Annotated in this window: 10 protein-coding genes; 5 read left to right on the top strand and 5 right to left on the bottom strand. The window is 40.9% G+C overall.

Features of this window, described 5'->3' with window-relative positions; genetic code table 11:
* Positions 1–38: 38 nt before the first annotated feature.
* A complete protein-coding gene (locus tag B4N43_RS06275; protein ID WP_286733576.1) occupies positions 39–1,571 on the bottom strand; it encodes a DUF3943 domain-containing protein in 1,533 nt (510 codons plus the stop codon).
* Positions 1,572–1,672: 101 nt separating this feature from the next.
* Here B4N43_RS06275 and B4N43_RS06270 point away from each other — a divergent pair, with 101 nt between their 5' ends.
* Complete coding sequence (locus B4N43_RS06270) at positions 1,673–3,205, top strand: SulP family inorganic anion transporter (protein WP_286733574.1); 1,533 nt, start codon at positions 1,673–1,675, stop codon at positions 3,203–3,205.
* Between the two features lies 1 nt (position 3,206).
* Here the strand turns inward: B4N43_RS06270 and B4N43_RS06265 are convergent, their stop codons facing one another.
* The 4 genes from B4N43_RS06265 to B4N43_RS06250 all read right to left on the bottom strand — a co-directional run bounded on the left by B4N43_RS06265 (position 3,207) and on the right by B4N43_RS06250 (position 9,137).
* A complete protein-coding gene (locus B4N43_RS06265; RefSeq protein ID WP_286733572.1) occupies positions 3,207–3,797 on the bottom strand; it encodes a methyltransferase domain-containing protein in 591 nt (196 codons plus the stop codon).
* Positions 3,798–3,876: 79 nt separating this feature from the next.
* Positions 3,877–6,903, bottom strand: coding sequence for an efflux RND transporter permease subunit (locus B4N43_RS06260; RefSeq protein ID WP_286733570.1), 3,027 nt, complete (start codon positions 6,901–6,903; stop codon positions 3,877–3,879).
* Between the two features lie 36 nt (positions 6,904–6,939).
* Positions 6,940–7,872, bottom strand: a complete 933-nt coding sequence (locus B4N43_RS06255; RefSeq protein ID WP_286733567.1) for an efflux RND transporter periplasmic adaptor subunit — start codon at positions 7,870–7,872, stop codon at positions 6,940–6,942.
* Positions 7,873–7,874: 2 nt separating this feature from the next.
* A complete protein-coding gene (locus tag B4N43_RS06250; protein WP_286733565.1) occupies positions 7,875–9,137 on the bottom strand; it encodes a TolC family protein in 1,263 nt (420 codons plus the stop codon).
* A 401-nt stretch (positions 9,138–9,538) separates the two neighbouring features.
* Here B4N43_RS06250 and B4N43_RS06245 point away from each other — a divergent pair, with 401 nt between their 5' ends.
* The 4 genes from B4N43_RS06245 (at position 9,539) to B4N43_RS06230 (ending at position 16,113) form a co-directional block, all read left to right on the top strand.
* Positions 9,539–9,997, top strand: a complete 459-nt coding sequence (locus B4N43_RS06245; protein ID WP_075992038.1) for a hypothetical protein — start codon at positions 9,539–9,541, stop codon at positions 9,995–9,997.
* A gap of 251 nt (positions 9,998–10,248) precedes the next feature.
* Positions 10,249–11,520: a glucose-1-phosphate adenylyltransferase gene (locus B4N43_RS06240; protein WP_145327434.1), complete on the top strand. Its 1,272-nt coding sequence runs from the start codon at positions 10,249–10,251 to the stop codon at positions 11,518–11,520.
* 163 nt (positions 11,521–11,683) lie between these two features.
* Positions 11,684–12,490 carry a phosphatase PAP2 family protein gene (locus B4N43_RS06235; protein ID WP_286733563.1) on the top strand — a complete coding sequence of 269 codons (807 nt, stop codon included), beginning with the start codon at positions 11,684–11,686 and terminating at the stop codon, positions 12,488–12,490.
* A 377-nt stretch (positions 12,491–12,867) separates the two neighbouring features.
* On the top strand, positions 12,868–16,113 hold the full coding sequence (locus tag B4N43_RS06230; protein ID WP_286733562.1) for a SusC/RagA family TonB-linked outer membrane protein: 3,246 nt from the start codon (positions 12,868–12,870) through the stop codon (positions 16,111–16,113).
* The last annotated feature ends 11 nt before the right edge of the window (positions 16,114–16,124 follow it).

Genomic DNA, 16,124 nt, shown 5'->3' with positions numbered 1-16,124 from the left:
AAAAGGCTTAACTCATTTAGTTAAGCCTTTTTTTATAGCTAGTATTCAGAGTTGTAGGCTAGTGCTATCCGTACAAAAGGATAGTCTTTGTTGACATTGTTATGGTCTTGATAATGACCTTCCAATCTAAAATAACCGGAGTAAAGGTTGACACCGAAATTTTTCCAGATACGCATTGAAGCACTCGTGGATACCGCGTGTAGAAAATGGTGGGATTTGTTGCCACTGATTGTGACAAAATATCCGCCACGATAATCTACACCAAATTTAAAGCGGTTTAATGTGCTCAATGTGGCTGAAGCCCTAACATCTGCCCCGGGGCCATAATCGTACGTGCGGCTTTCACCAAAATGGAGATAAGGATCAGGTACAGCAGCCAATACCACTGGACCACCACCAAGGATGGTTGTCAGCTTGGTACGGCTACCAATATTGAAGTTTGAAAAAACATTGTAATTGATGCTCTGTGATCCGTAATAAAAAGCTTCATTGCGTAGAAAGTCGAAATGCGCAGACACGATACCACGATGACGTCCTGTTAAATTGGATAAAATACGGTTACCGTATAACGAGGCATACACATTGACCGCATTGACGATGGAACTATCATCTGATCCAAGTTCCAAATTGAGGAAGAAGTCATCAAAGGGTTTCTTTTTGTCTAGATCATCGTTGGTGTAAATCAGTTTGATACGGGCATAGATGTCATTCTTTCCTTTATTCAAGATGTCATGTTCTTTGGCATCAAACCGTCTTAGCCCCAATTCAACTTCAGTGTGTACTAAAGAACTGTCGACCACCGCACCTTTTACCTTATCTCCCCAGCGCCCGTCGAGCAGACGGTTGAGCCCGTTTATCGGATTGATCAACATGGCCAATAGTTCTTTTTTATTGCGTTGTCCTTTGGTCAGACTTGGGCGCGAAAGAATATGATGCGATAGTCTATGGGTCATTTCACCTAAAATAGTACCGCCAAAACTTGTGTTGATGATATCATTGATGGATGGTGGTTCTGTTTCACCTGCAGTTTCCCAGATATAGCTACCAGCTACAGTTGCTGCTGTCGATTGTAGAAAACTGTAGTTGTTGGATCGGAACGAATTAAAATAAAACTGACCGTGATAAGGATGTGCTATTTGATTTGTTGCAAAAAGATTGTCGTCCCAGGTCCAGGCTGACAGTTTTAAATGGCTAAAGAAGTTTTTAAAGGAAATATGGGAAACAGGATCTTTTCGAATGAAGTAATTAACCGAAGCAGGAATAGCTTGGATGGAAAACCACTCAATTCCCGCCCTTAAGAAATTCTTTTTTTGGTAGTCGAATAGACTGTCTGTTTGTTTTACGTTGATAAGATGATTGTTCCAAAGTCGTGGTTGCTTATCGTGGTACATGGGATATTTTTCGACAGGTTTCGCTCGAAATAGGCTATCTGAAGTCATTAAGGAATCTCTAGCTGGTAGGAATGCAGCCTTACTAGGCCCTATACTCACGAGCTGGACAAGCAACAAAATGATACATATTAAGAGACTATAATAACGTTGGTTAATGCGTTGTTTGATCGAAATGAACATACTGTTTTGCGATAAAATTTGTAAAGAATAACAAATATTGGGGAAAAGTGTTTGTGTGATTAGTACCTTTGCGGCAATTATCCCGTTCAAGTAAATTAAAAATGAACAATACCTTTGAAATATTCAATATAAAATCGACTAATCTTAAGAATGAGTTGTTTGCAGGATTAACGGTCGCAATGACAATGATTCCGGAATCACTCTCATTTGCAATTTTAGCTGGGCTACCACCGTTGACGGGACTTTATGCAGCATTTTTAATGGGTTTGGTGACCTCCATTTTGGGCGGTAGACCAGGGATGGTATCCGGAGGTGCTGGCGCAACAGTGGTTGTATTGATGGCCCTGGCGGCAAGTCACGGGATTGATTACCTGTTTGCTGCTGTCGTCTTGGCGGGGCTCCTGCAATTTTTAGTCGGGCTTTTTAAATGGGGGAAATTTGTACGCTTAATTCCGCAGCCCGTTATGTACGGTTTTTTGAACGGACTGGCCATTATCATTTTTATGGCTCAAGTAGTCCAATTTAAGGTGAATACCGAACAGGGGGCGGAATGGATGTCGGGAAGTACCTTATACATCATGGGGGGACTGACTCTGCTGACGATGTTGATTGTGATTGGATTTCCTCGGATAACGAAGGCTGTTCCAGCCTCTTTAGTCGCTATTTTAGTTGTATTTGGTCTGGTTTCTTTTTTAGGTATTGATACCAAAAAAGTAGTAGATATTGCCTCTGTTAGTGGGACATTACCCCATCTACATTTACCTAATGTACCCCTGAGCTGGGAAACATTGCAACTGATTTTTCCGTATTCTTTGGTGATGGCTGGAGTAGGGTTGGTGGAATCGCTCCTGACACTGAACATGGTGGACGAAATAACGGCGAGTAAGGGAAATGCAAACCGCGAATCCATGGCGCAGGGGATAGCCAATACAATCAATGGATTTTTTGGGGGAATGGGTGGCTGTGCCATGGTTGCTCAAACACTGGTCAATTTAAATGCTGGTGCACGCACGCGACTTTCTTCTTTTATAGGAGCGATGACCATCTTAGTGATTATTTTGGTAGGTGCTCCTTTTATTGAGCAGATACCCATGGCCGCGCTGGTCGGTGTGATGATGATGGTGGCCATTGGAACCTTCCAATGGGTGAGCTTGCGGATTGTCAATAAATTTCCCAAATCAGATATTTTCGTTGGGATTATTGTCGCCGGAATTACCGTGGTTTTACATAATTTGGCGCTTGCAGTGCTGATTGGTGTAGTGGTATCCGCACTTGTATTTGCCTGGGATAATGCGACGCGCATTCGTGCAAGAAAATATTTGGATGCCGAGGGCATCAAGCATTATGAAATCTATGGACCTCTTTTCTTTGGTTCGACAGCTAATTTTTTGGATAAATTTGATGTTTTAGAAGATCCTGAGCGTGTGATTTTAGATTTTAAGGAAAGTCGTGTGGTGGATATGTCCGCCGTGGATGCACTCAACAAAATTACCGAACGCTACGCTGCACAAGGGAAAAAAATCGAATTGTGGCACCTCAGTGAAGATTGTCGCTCTTTGTTAAAAAATGCTGCGGGCATTGTGAAGGTCAATATCATGGAAGATCCAACCTATCGGGTCATGCCGGGCAAGTAGACTATTTTTTGCGCAGCTCAAAAAAGAGTTCATTTCCCTGTCTTTGGGGAATACTGTTGGTTGAATCTGTCAGCTGTAAAATGTCAAATTGCGAAGCGAATAATTGTTGATATTCCGTTTGATCTCCACCGAAAGGTGGTCCCTGTTGTGCAAATTCCCGTTTGAACAATAAACCCATCAGAATACCCTGCTGCTTGAGCAAAGTATTCATTTGTTGTACGTAGCTGGGGCGTAATGAAGGATCCAGTGCACAAAAAAATGTTTGCTCAATTATATAGTCGTACTGGCCCTGGAGCTGGAAAAAATCTTGACATACAATTTGGATCTGAGGGCTATTGGCGAACTCCTTTCTTACCTTTGCAACGAGGGTCGGAGCGATGTCAAGTAAGGTAATTTGATGGAACCCCATGTCAAGTAGAGTCTTTGCTTCATAGGCATTTCCACAACCGGGAATTAGAATAGATGCATCTTTGGCAATAGACTCCGCTGCATAATTGATAATAGCAGGAGAGGCATAGCCAATATCCCAGCCTGTTGCTTTGTTCTTATAACGTTCATCCCAATAATTTTCATCCAATAATGAAGAATTCATAGCTGTTTTGTTCTATATGCTTTAGCAATTTACATAAATATTAGGTCAATAGGGTGCTTCTCTTTGCTGAAAATTGCTTTTAGCTACCCGCTCGGAAGTTGATTTTATTGAGTAAAGTCGGAAAAACAATGAGTAACAGGGGTAAAGCAACGATAAATCCCCCAATAACTGCGATTGCTAGAGGCTGATGCATCTGAGCCCCTGTGCCGATGCCTAAGGCGAGGGGCATCAAGGCGATGATAGCGCCAATTGCAGTCATTAGTTTGGGGCGTAATCGGGTGCTAATGGCATAGATGATTGCCTGTGCCTTTGTCTTGGTTGCTAAAGTTTCCTGAAATTGTAGATAGGTGAAAATAGCATTTTCGCCAATTATCCCGACCATCATAATAAGACCAGTATAGCTGCCAACATTGAGGGGTGTGCTGGTAAGGTAGAGGAGTATAATACCTCCGGAAATACCCAATGTTGAGATAAATAAGATCGTAAGCGCAAGCAAGAAATTCCGAAATAGAAATAGCATGATCGCAAAAACCAATAAACAGGAGATGAGCAAAATTGTCAATAACTCGCCAAAAGATTGTTGCTGTTCGGCATAGGCTCCACCATAGATAATGGAATAACCTGTTGGCAATTTGATCTGTTGGTCGATTTGCTGCCGGATTGATTGGATAGTTCCGCCTAGATCCCCATTGTCTAATCGAGCAGTCACAATACCTAATGATTGAAGATCTTCCCTATTGATCTCTGCTGATCCTGCAGTAGTAGTAACATTTGCAAATTCGCTCAGTGGCTTCAGTATACCGTTGGGGAGGGCGATCATGCTGTTGTTGATATCACTGAGTGATTGATTTGTACGCGAGTTGTAAAGTAAACGTATTGGCGTGTATTGCACCTTATCAAAGATGTTGCCCACAATATTACCATCTAAGTTGGTCTGTAATTGACTTTGGAAATCGGCGAGAGAAATGTTGTATTGTGCCAGTACAGGGAATTTGGGATTAACGATTATTGAAGGTCCAGCGATGATAATACCGTCAAATACATCTGCTGTACCGTTAACCTTTTGTACAATGCTGGCTATTTTTTTTGAGTATGCCTGTATTGTTCTTTGGTCAGTTCCGAAGATTTTGATTTCTATTGGCTGGACGCTGCTCATTAGATCACCAAGCATATCACCGATCACCTGTCCAAAGTCAACTGTCAAAGGCAGCTCTGATGCTTCAATGCGATTTCGTATCTCGTCGGTGACTTCATTTGTTGTTTTATTACGCTGTTTTTTTAGCTGAATAAGATAATCGCCTCGATTTGGTTCCGTAATAAAAAAGCCCATTTGTGTGCCCGTTCTCCGGCTATAAGCTTCTACTTCCGGTGTAGAGGTTATTATTTTTTCAACCTGTTTCAGCTCCCTGTCTGTTTCTTCCAGCGAGGATCCTGGAGGTGAGTTATAATCAAGAACGATACTGCCCTCATCCATTTCTGGTAGAAAACCGGTGTCGATCTTTGGCAAAATAACCATTGCACTCAGTATTAAAATAACGATGAACGAATAACTTAGCCAGGGGCGGGCCAGAAAAAATCCTACCCATTTCCGTTCTTTGACATCATGATGCTGAAACGGGTGCTGCCTTTTTTTCTCGGATGAAAAAAAGAGGTAAATGACGGGAAGTAAAATTGAACTTGCAAAAAAGGAACATATAAGCGTCAAGATCATGGTGTCGGTCATGACCTTGAAGTAGGCTCCAGCTACGCCGCTCATCAACATAAATGGTAGAAATATGACGATGGTGCTAAGCGATGACCCGATCATGGCTTTTAGTAAGTAATTTATAGCTTTTTGCACAAGTGTTGTGGCCGTTTCCTCAGGATGTTCTTCGTGTGTACGGTGTATTTGTTCTACAACGACAATGGCATCATCGATTATAAGTCCGATAGCTGCTGCAATAGCTCCTAATGTCATGATGTTAAACGTTTGCCCAATAGCGTAAAGCGATAAAATCGTCAGTGCCAGTGTTATCGGGATGGTAATTAGGATAACAAGGCTAGCTTTCCAGGAACGCAAGAAAATAACGGCTACAATAATTGCCAATAATAGTCCAATCCATAAAGCATCTGTTACGCTTTTTATTGAATCTTTTACAAAATCTGCCTGAACATAGTACGGTTTTAAGGTAAGGTCTTTCGGTAATGTTTTTTGGAGTTCACTGATTTTCGCTTCCATGGCTGTTGTCACGTCAACAACGTTGGCGTTGGGTTGTTGGATGACGGCGAGCAGAATGCTCTCTTGTCCATTGGCATTTACTTTTATGTACTGTTTGGCTTGGTGTACCATAATTTGAGCAATATCTCCCAGCTTAACAATACGGTTGCCATCGTTGCTGATGACCAAATTTTGCAATTGCGCTTCATTGCGAATTTGTGCATCGGTCAAGGTCAAGTATAAAAAATGGAAATCAGCAGAGTAGCCATTGGATTTAATAAAATTTGTACTATTGATGGCTTGTTCTATTTTAGTGGACGTGATACCCAATCGCGCCATCATCTGCTGGTTCATGAGAACCCGGTATTCTTTGTCCTGACCGCCGATAATCCGCACTTCACTGACCCCGGGCACCTGGGAAAGAAATGGCTTAATGGTGTATAGGGCAAGTTGTTTTAGTTCAATTGGATCAAGTGTATTTGAGTTTAATGAATAGCCGATGACGGGTAAAATGGCAGGATTCATTTTCTCTACAGTGATATTAATATCGCTAGGCAATTGATTACGTATCTGGTTGATACTACTCTCTATTTGTTGCTTGGCCAAATCAATATTCATATCCCAGGACATGAATGCCGATATTTCGCAGCTCCCTCTACTGGTCGTACTTTTGAGTAATTGCAAATCAGGTACTTTTTTGATTGCATCTTCCAATATTTTAGTTACGCCTACAGTCATCTGGTCAATAGGTTGTTGCCCAGCATCTGCTATAATCTTTATTTTTGGGAAAGTAATCTGCGGGAATAATGCCGCGTGAATCTTGGAATACGCATATATACCGCCCATAATGATCAGGAGTATCCAAACAAACAGGGGGATTTTATAAGTAACAAAGAATGATTTTTTCATGAGAAAATGCTTTTAGGGATGCTAGGGTCCTATTATTTATCGTTTTCCATTTGTTCTGATATGAACTGCAGCGGTGTCTGCCAGGCCGAAATTTCCGGATATTAACACGCGGTCTTTTGTTGTTAAATCACCTGATTTCACTTGAATAAATTTATCTGTTTCGATACCTTTTTCGATTGTCGTCTTTATTGCGGTCGAATCATTCATGAGTTTCATTACCCAGAAAGAGGTCTGTCCTTCGTCGCTCAATACCGCCATCTTGGGAACCGAAAGACCATAATCGAGATTCTTTGAGAAACTAATTGTGCCAATAAGATTCTCGGGAATGTCATTCGGAGCGACTTTTAATAAAATTTTTACTGTTTGGGAGACGGCATCCACCGTTGGCATGACTTTCGCTATTGAGCCTTGCAAAACAATGCCGTCTGGCAACGTAATCGGTAATATCTTTTTTCTTTTCACGACTTGAAGATATTCGTAGGGAACGTCCACTACAAAACCAAAACTGTTCGCGTCGGTTATCGTAGCCAGGATTTCACCATCCTGGACGTAGTCGCCGATTTGATGATTAAGCATAGCGACGTATCCTGTTGCTGGGCTTACCACAGTGGTATTACCATTAAAATGAAACGATGGATCCAATTTATTGATTGTATTGCCCAGAGCCCGGGCCTCTTTTGTCTCCAGACCGAATAATAACATTCCTTTATTGACATGATCGGCCATTTTTATGGTAATTTTTGTAATATAACCATTGGTGTTAGCCTTGACATCGGACTTTAATAGATAAGATGCTGTTGCATTCAGTGTGACCACATTGGCTAGCTTGGCTGTATCGGAAGGAAATGCAATGCTGACTTCGGTTGCCGGTTTTATGATCGGATCAGCTATGTTCGCATTTTCACTTTTCCCTGAATGACAAGAAAACAGCAAATAAGAACATATGAAAAGGGCCAGAATATGTTTCATAATTATTGGATAATGAGGTATTTCATCTGATTTTTAAGTGTATATAATGCATTGTTATATTGGATAATATTTGCTTTTAGGTTGAGGAGATTATTGATGGACAGGATAAAATCGACCATTTTTACGTCTCCGGTGGGCAATTGTTTTGCATTAGCCTCAACTAAAGCCTTCGCATATTCAATTTGCTGAGTTGCCATTCCCAACATGTTATCATAATGTCGTATCTGATTCTGCAAATTGAAAACTTCTTGTTGATACTGGTTCTGCGTTTGTTCGAGGTATTTCTTTCGGGTTTGTAAAGCAAGGTTGTTTTGCTGCAATAGGAGTTGTTTCTGATGTCCGTTATAAATTGGTAAAGAGACTGAAAGACCGATACTCATACCAAAATTGTTAAATGGGGTATGTGTGAGCGATGATTGGTAGCCACCATCGGAAAAGGCATTTACCTTTGGTTTGTAGTCATATGCAATAACCATTGCATCATTCGCCAATTTTGTACTGTCAGCTTGAAATGATTTTGTATAAATACTTTCTTGAAACGAAGGAAAAAAGGATATTTCTCCTAGATCAGGAAGGCTAAGCGCATGAAAGTTGGTATCGATAATTCCCGACAAATAATTGAGCAGGGCATAGTTATTTTGCCAGTCCGCAGTCTGCTGCTGTAGTGCAAGTTGATTTTGCTGTAATGTAACCTTAAAAGAAAGGTAGTCTGTTTGCTTAAAAGTTGCTTTTTGCGTTAGTTTTTGTAGTACTAGATCTTCTTTGGATAATAAGGCAATAATTTCAGTGCTCAGGTCCATCTGTTTTTGGCTGATGTATGTCGCAATGTATTGATCTGTAATCTGTCTATTTAGTGTTTGAATCGCAAGGTCTTTTTGTGTGAGAACTTGAGCGATACTATTTTTGTAAGCCTTGAGTCTTGTCGAGAGATTATTCCGGCTGATAAATTCTCGCGAGACACGGACGCCTGCAAAGATTGATTGGCCGTTCGTTAGTGCATTGTCATAGCCCCAGCCTTTGCTATTGGGCGCATAGCTGGCATTGCCTTCAGCGGTGACAATAAATCCATAGGTCGCTCTTAATTTTAGGCTATCAATGCGTGTAGAAAGCATCTGATTGTTGTAGTCTGTCAATAGGGGACTATTGAGCTGGGCACTTTCGATAAAATATGTCAAATTACTGCTTGTCTGTGCATTCACTAGACTAGAAAATAGCAATAGTACCATGGCTATTGAATAAACTAGAGTTACTTTAAAATAGCGCATACCTTTATGTTTGGCTTATATTTAACAAATGTCTCCACAACAATAGTGGCTAAAATTAACGCCATTCATGTTGGGTTGTTGAATTGTAAGACAAATTACAGGTGGATTTGGTAGAAATTTTGAATTTTGAACGATTCAAACAATTTAATATATGCCATTATTATTACAAGTGATCATAATTATCTATTTAAATAGTTATTTTTGCCGCAGGTATTCAAATTTGAATAGATTTCCTAAATCGATGGATCGATCATGTACTGTTGATTTGCACTATCGTGGTCAAAGTTGATTGGTAAGACATCGTATTGGAGAGAAATCTTGAAATTCACTTGTATTCCATACGATATTAAAATTTATAGCGTTCAATTACTCTAGTAGGGATAATCCCCTCATGTTTTTAGATGAATTATATTAAAGTAGTTTTATTTATTGTTTTATTTCTAATTGTTGGTCTTGCCTACGCTAATCAAGATTGGAATGGTTTGGAGAGCGCGCATCACTATATCGGTTATTTGTTGTTATCACTCTATATATCGGGCTCAACACTGTTTATGTATAAACCTCTTAAAGGGGATCGAAAACTAAAACGACATTTTTTTATTCGATTTTCTGTAGTCTGTATCGCCTTTCTGCTACTTCTTGTCCCATATTTGATTCTTAAACAACAAAATGATGCTTTGGGGGCTGGATATTTACTCTATTTTATGACCGTCAGTCTTGCAGCACCGTTGTCCATTTATGCCTTTATTGAGATCCTATGGTTATTTACCCAAAAGAAATATCCGCAAATAGGTGTTAACCTATTACTTGTTGGCTATATCTACTGCCTTTTTTTATTCAGTGGTCTATTTGGATATTAAACCTATGGGAGACACGGACTTGTCATCATCGCCTTTTAATCGGTTAAAATTAAGCATGTTTCTGCTCGTTTTTCTAGAATTACTTTTTTGTGAAAAGAATCATTGATTAAAATTGTTGTTTGCTTCTTATCCGGAAAATTGCTAATTTAATAAGGATTCTTAAACCTGAATTTAAAGAATCTCGAGACTAAACCTGATCAGGTCCTTGTTCTTGAAGATAACAATTTTATAACCAATTAATGGATTGAGGTATGATACACAAAGTAGTTTCCCTTGTATTGGGAGGAGGTCGAGGGTCGCGCCTTTTCCCATTGACACAGCAACGGTCGAAACCAGCGGTTCCAATAGCTGGAAAATATCGTTTGGTCGATATTCCGATTTCGAACTGTTTGAATTCTGGCTATAATAAGATCTTCGTACTGACGCAGTTCAATTCAGCCTCTTTGAACACACACATCAAAAATTCTTACAATTTCAGCATTTTCAGTAAGGGCTTTGTTGACATCTTGGCTGCTGAGCAGACCAATGAGGGCGATCGTTGGTTTGAGGGTACGGCTGATGCCGTTAGGCGAACGCAGAAACATCTCCTGAATGTAGATTACGACTACATTCTTGTCTTGTCTGGTGATCAGTTATACCAAATGGATTATTCGAAGCTGATTGACTTCCATGTTGAAAATGGGGGGGATGTTACCATTGCGACTATACCAGTCAATGGTAAGGATGCTACAGGATTTGGTATTTTAAAAGCGAATGAAGCAAATGAAATTACCGCTTTTGTTGAAAAGCCCGATAAGGATGAAGTATTAAATTGGACCTCAGAGGTCTCCGAGGTTTTGCATAAGCAGGGAAGACATTATCTGGCATCCATGGGGATTTATGTTTTCTCAAAAAACATCTTGCGCAACCTTTTAATTGCCAACCCCGGGATGGATTTTGGCAAGGAAATTATACCGGATGCCATTGAAGCACTTCGCGTGTTAAGTTATCAATTTGATGGTTATTGGACCGATATCGGAACCATCAAATCCTTTTTTGATGCCAATATCGGATTAACGGATGACATTCCGGATTTCAACCTGTTTAATGAAACCGTGTATACACGTGCGCGGATGCTTCCACCTTCGAAAATTTCGGGGACAACCTTGAATAATACGGTAATTGCCGATGGATGTATTTTAAATGGAGATAAACTGGAGAGGTCTGTTATTGGGATACGTTCCCGTATTGGTGAAGGGACGGTTATTAAATCGACCTACATGATGGGAACAGATTACTATGAGCAATTGGAAGAAGTATTGGAATTGGGAAATACACAAAAGCCACCACCGGTAGGCGTGGGTAAACGTTGTTATATTGAAAATGCTATTTTGGATAAGAACTGCCGTATTGGAGATGACGTTCGTATCATTGGTGGACCGGGCTTGAATGATGGCGATTTTGATACGCATATGATCTGTGACGGCATCGTTGTTGTGAAAAAAGATGCTATCATTGCCAATGGTGTTACGATAGGATTTTAATCATTTATATATGTTGAAGCGAAAGTCCGCCGTCTATTTAAAAGCTAAAACAGCGGACTTTCGTTACTTTTCCTTTGTTTAATGATAAAATGGAGATTGATGCCCAATATTGCCGTGCTGTATGGATTAATACTGTCAAAGAGGTAGTTTATAAATATTATCTTTGCGCATTATAAAATTTTTTAAGGCTAAAATGATCGATTACTGGAAACAGATTGTTTTTTATTGGCTACTGGTTTTACTTTTTGTAATGCCGGTTACCTCATTTGCGCAGATCTTGTCGGAACAACCTTCGGATTCGAGCAGCAGATCTCATTTTTTTAAGAAAATTCCTTACAAAGAACTGGCTGTTCCTGTAGGATTGATCACCTATGGTATCGTTGCCAAAGGGAATCCCTTTTTAAAAGGGATAGATGAAGACATTAGAGACGGCGTTTCGAGAAGGAACAATCAAAAAATTAAGTTGGACGATTTCACACGTTTTGCTGGAACTGCCGGAGTTTTTGTGCTGGATGCGGTCGGGGTACCTGCGAAACATAACCTTAAACAACGCCTGTTCACAACGGCGGTTTCCAATATTATCATGACTTCAACCGTGAGAATTATGAAATCTACTATACCTGTTTGGCGACCCGATAGTTCAGCGAACAATTCCTTTCCTTCAGGGCATGCTGCCACTGCATTTGTTGGTGCGGAATTACTTTGGCAGGAATACAGACAGGAGTCAATTTGGTACGGAATAGCGGGGTATGCTGTTGCCTCGGGTACCGGTTATCTGCGGATGCACAATGATAAGCACTGGTTCTCGGATATCGCTATGGGAGCTGGGGTCGGGATCTTAAGTACTAAAATCGCCTATTGGTTGCTACCGCTGGTAGACAGTCGATTGCAGAATTCAAAAAAGAGTTATGTGGTATTACCAACCTATAATGGACGGCAATTTTGCCTAAATGCCAGCTTACAGTTTTAGGCTCTTTTTTTTAAGTCCCATTCGGAGCCTCTACATTGATCGTACTCGGCTCGCCTGAAAATAAAATTTCTTAGATATTATTCGTACAGGGATATAAATCCACTTTAAATCCCTGTGTTCACTACCGTTTTTAGGTGTCCTACCTGAAGATTGGGACTGCTGTGTCCGGCATTTCCATTCCCTGTTTTAAGCATGTAACGTTTCTGTGAATTTTGGATTAAAAAATCATATTAGTTTCGTTAATAAGATTTTGTTTTTTAAATTTAATAGACAATCTAATCCACTTTTGCTGTTTTTTATAAAAAGAAAGACATGCAAAGTCAATAAACCAAAGTTGAACCCTACGGTTCTTTATTATTTTAAACCAATTTGTAATTATGATGAGAAATTTTTTTCTTCATGGAAAGGCGAGACCCATTAGCCTTTTGGGGCTCTGCCTGCTGTTTAGTCAGCCTGATTCTTACGCGCTGAATCTGGATCCGATCAATGCTATTGTTGATCAGGATCAGGTTACAGGGATCATCAAAGATGAGAAAGGTCAGGTATTAGCCGGTGCTACCATCACCGTCAAAGGAACATCCGTTCAAACGTCCTCCAATCAACAAGGTGTTTTTTCTATTCGCGCAAAGCGCGGTGATGTTTTGGTCGTGAACTACCAAGGGTTTACAAAACAGGAGGTGGCCGTTTCCGCAGGTAATGTGAACGTGGTCATGGTATCGAGTGATCAAGCACTTGAAGAAGTCGTGATCATTGGCTATGGTAAGCAGCGGAAAGGGAATATTACCGGTTCGGTCGCTACCGTCAATGCAGAACAGTTAAAAAACATCCCCAGTTCAAATCTTTCCAATTCACTCGCCGGTAGAGCTGCAGGTGTCAATGTCACCAATACTTCGGGGATGGCCGGAGCATCGTCGAGCTTGCGTATACGGGGGAGTTTTGCCGAGCCACTCTATGTAATTGATGGCGTGGTTCGCGATAAAGCTGCATTCGATGTGCTTGAAGCGAACGAGGTTGACCAAATGACCTTCTTAAAAGATGCTGCAACAGCCGCAGTGTATGGCACCCGGGCCGGTAATGGCGTAGTGGTGGTAACGACAAAAAAAGGAACGGCGCAAGCACCTGTTTTTAATGTACAAAGTAATTATACTTTCAATACGCCAACACAGGCGCTCCTTGCTAATTTAACGACTGCGCAAGATGAACTCACTTATCAAAACCGGGTCGCCGAATTTCGTGGTCTTTCTATCCCCAATGGACAAAAAGAGTTTGATTATTTCAAGGACAAAAATTACAATGCTAATGACGTTATCTGGCGCAATCCGTTTACACATCGACAATCAATATCGGTTAATGGGGGTGGCGACAAAATTACTTATTATAGCTTGCTGAGCTACCGTAAAGAAAATGGATCTTATAAATCTTTGGATCATGAGAAATTTAATTTAAGGAGCAATATTTCCGCGCAGATTACCGAAGATTTTAGCATGGATTTTAATATTTCAGCCAACCAGACCAATTCGAAGCGCTTTTTTTGGCCATTCAGCACATCTTCGAATGATGATGATTTTGATGTATCCGATTTCTACCGTGTCACATTCAACTGGCCAAAGATGTATCCGTTTTACCTGAATGCAGACGGAACACCGAGCAATACACCAACGGCTTATCCTGTACAGACGCCTATGGGAAGCTGGCAGGCGTGGAATGTGATCGATCAGGTCATTGGGGATCGCTATATAGACCGTAAAGTGCGGCAGGTCAATCCTATTATGACCCTAAACTTGAAGCTGGATAAATTGGTACAGGGCCTTTCGACAAAAGTTGTCGGAAGTTACATTGCTCAAGACTATATGCGCAAGCGTTATATGAGTTTTCAAAAGAACTATACCTTTACTTCTTTAAACCCGAATGACAACCGCTTTATACCAGCTCCGCCATCAGAAGCGAATATTAATATTTTTACTTTTAGTCAGAGCCAGCCTTTCATGGATTACAGCCCACAACGATTGTGGGAATATCAGGTAAACTGGTTTTTAAACTATAACCGCAAGTTTGGTAAACATTCCGTCGACGGAATATTGGTTTATGAACAGTCCAAAAAAGGAGGGACTTATGTCACTTCACGGGCAGAAAATCCAATTACAGCCCTGGATCAAATGTTTATTTATCCTACAGATCGCAACTTTAGGTCGACAACTGCCAATGAAACGATCGATTCGAGACGTGGTATCATCGGGCGTGCCAACTACAATTATGCGGATAAATATATTGCGGAGTTTTCTTTTCGTTATGATGGTTCACCATTATTTCCGACGGATAAGCGGTGGGGATTTTTTCCTTCAGTATCAGCAGCCTGGCGTGTGTCGGACGAAAACTTCTTTACGGATATAAAAAATACGATATCGGATTTGAAGTTCAGAGCCTCTTATGGTACAACGGGTAACGATTTGGATGTCAATGCCAATCGAATCGGGCAATTTGGTTATTTAGAAAAGTATACAACCTCGGGCGGTTATATGTTTGGTGACCGCTATTATAACGGTATTGCGTATGGTGCAACCCCAACACAAAATCTAACCTGGACAACTTCTAAGAGTGTCAACTTGGGTTTAGATTTTGGATTTGTTAATAATAAGCTGACCGGTAGCCTTGATCTGTTTTCACGCAAGGAAACCAATATTCTTGGTCCAAGATCGCTGAAGGTCCCTGACAATTACGGTCGTGCACTTGCTCCTGAAAACTATGCGGCGAGAAGTTATAAAGGCGGCGAGATTTCTTTTAACTGGAATGACAAGGTTGGTGAAGTGGCTTATGGTCTCAATGCCAATCTGGGGTATGCCAAAGACCGTTGGGACATCATTGACGAAGAACCATCTTATGCATCGGGCCAGCCGCAGAATTTTCGCTCCAGAATTGGACGACCTGAGAATAGAATTATCGGCTTAGAATCCCTTGGTTTGGTTAGGACACAGGCTGAAGCTGATGCGTTGAAAGCAAAAGGATTTAAGACCTACGGAAGGGATCCTTTTCCTGGGATGATCTTATATAAAGATATTCAGGGGGCGAATTACTCAGGTGGTCCGGATGGGAAAATTGATGATAACGATTTGCAGTTATTGTCGGACAATAATTCTCCGCGCATCAATTATGGGTTTGGATTCAATGCGAGCTGGAAGGGCTTTTATGTCTCGGCCTTATTTCAGGGAGTTCTTGCTTATGATCGCATGATCAGTAATCAAGAAGGCGGTGGAATGCGTCAGCACGGTGATACCTTCCGTCCATATTATCCAATTTGGGCTTCCGATGTCTGGACACCGGATAATACCGACGCCAAATATCCGCGGCCAACAGGATACTCTGGATGGGCCGAATCCGGTGCAGCCCCTTCGTCATTCTGGATAAGAAATGGAGCCTATTTGCGCTTACGTGACATTAATGTTTCTTATCGATTGCCGAAGAGCATGACGGAGAAACTGCGTGTGAAAGATGTCAATCTGTTTTTTAATGGGACCAATTTGTTTGTTTTTTCGCCAATGAAAGAGTTTCATGATCCCGAACAAAAGCTGTATGATTCTTATCCAGTCATGAAAACCTTTACGTTTGGACTTGATGTTAAATTTTAAATGAAAAAAAG

Source organism: Sphingobacterium sp. UBA1897, assembly GCF_002337775.1.
Taxonomy (GTDB): domain Bacteria; phylum Bacteroidota; class Bacteroidia; order Sphingobacteriales; family Sphingobacteriaceae; genus Sphingobacterium; species Sphingobacterium siyangense.
Note: the sequence above shows the minus strand (reverse complement) of the source record. Positions and strands in the feature narration are given on the sequence as shown.

Excerpts from the sequence above, each read along its gene's own strand:
- B4N43_RS06275 (WP_286733576.1), bottom strand. The coding sequence starts at position 1,571 with ATGTTCATTTCGATCAAACAACGCATTAACCAACGTTATTATAGTCTC.
- B4N43_RS06270 (WP_286733574.1), top strand. The coding sequence starts at position 1,673 with ATGAACAATACCTTTGAAATATTCAATATAAAATCGACTAATCTTAAG.
- B4N43_RS06265 (WP_286733572.1), bottom strand. The coding sequence starts at position 3,797 with ATGAATTCTTCATTATTGGATGAAAATTATTGGGATGAACGTTATAAG.
- B4N43_RS06260 (WP_286733570.1), bottom strand. The coding sequence starts at position 6,903 with ATGAAAAAATCATTCTTTGTTACTTATAAAATCCCCCTGTTTGTTTGG.
- B4N43_RS06255 (WP_286733567.1), bottom strand. The coding sequence starts at position 7,872 with ATGAAACATATTCTGGCCCTTTTCATATGTTCTTATTTGCTGTTTTCT.
- B4N43_RS06250 (WP_286733565.1), bottom strand. The coding sequence starts at position 9,137 with ATGCGCTATTTTAAAGTAACTCTAGTTTATTCAATAGCCATGGTACTA.
- B4N43_RS06245 (WP_075992038.1), top strand. The coding sequence starts at position 9,539 with ATGAATTATATTAAAGTAGTTTTATTTATTGTTTTATTTCTAATTGTT.
- B4N43_RS06240 (WP_145327434.1), top strand. The coding sequence starts at position 10,249 with ATGATACACAAAGTAGTTTCCCTTGTATTGGGAGGAGGTCGAGGGTCG.
- B4N43_RS06230 (WP_286733562.1), top strand. The coding sequence starts at position 12,868 with ATGATGAGAAATTTTTTTCTTCATGGAAAGGCGAGACCCATTAGCCTT.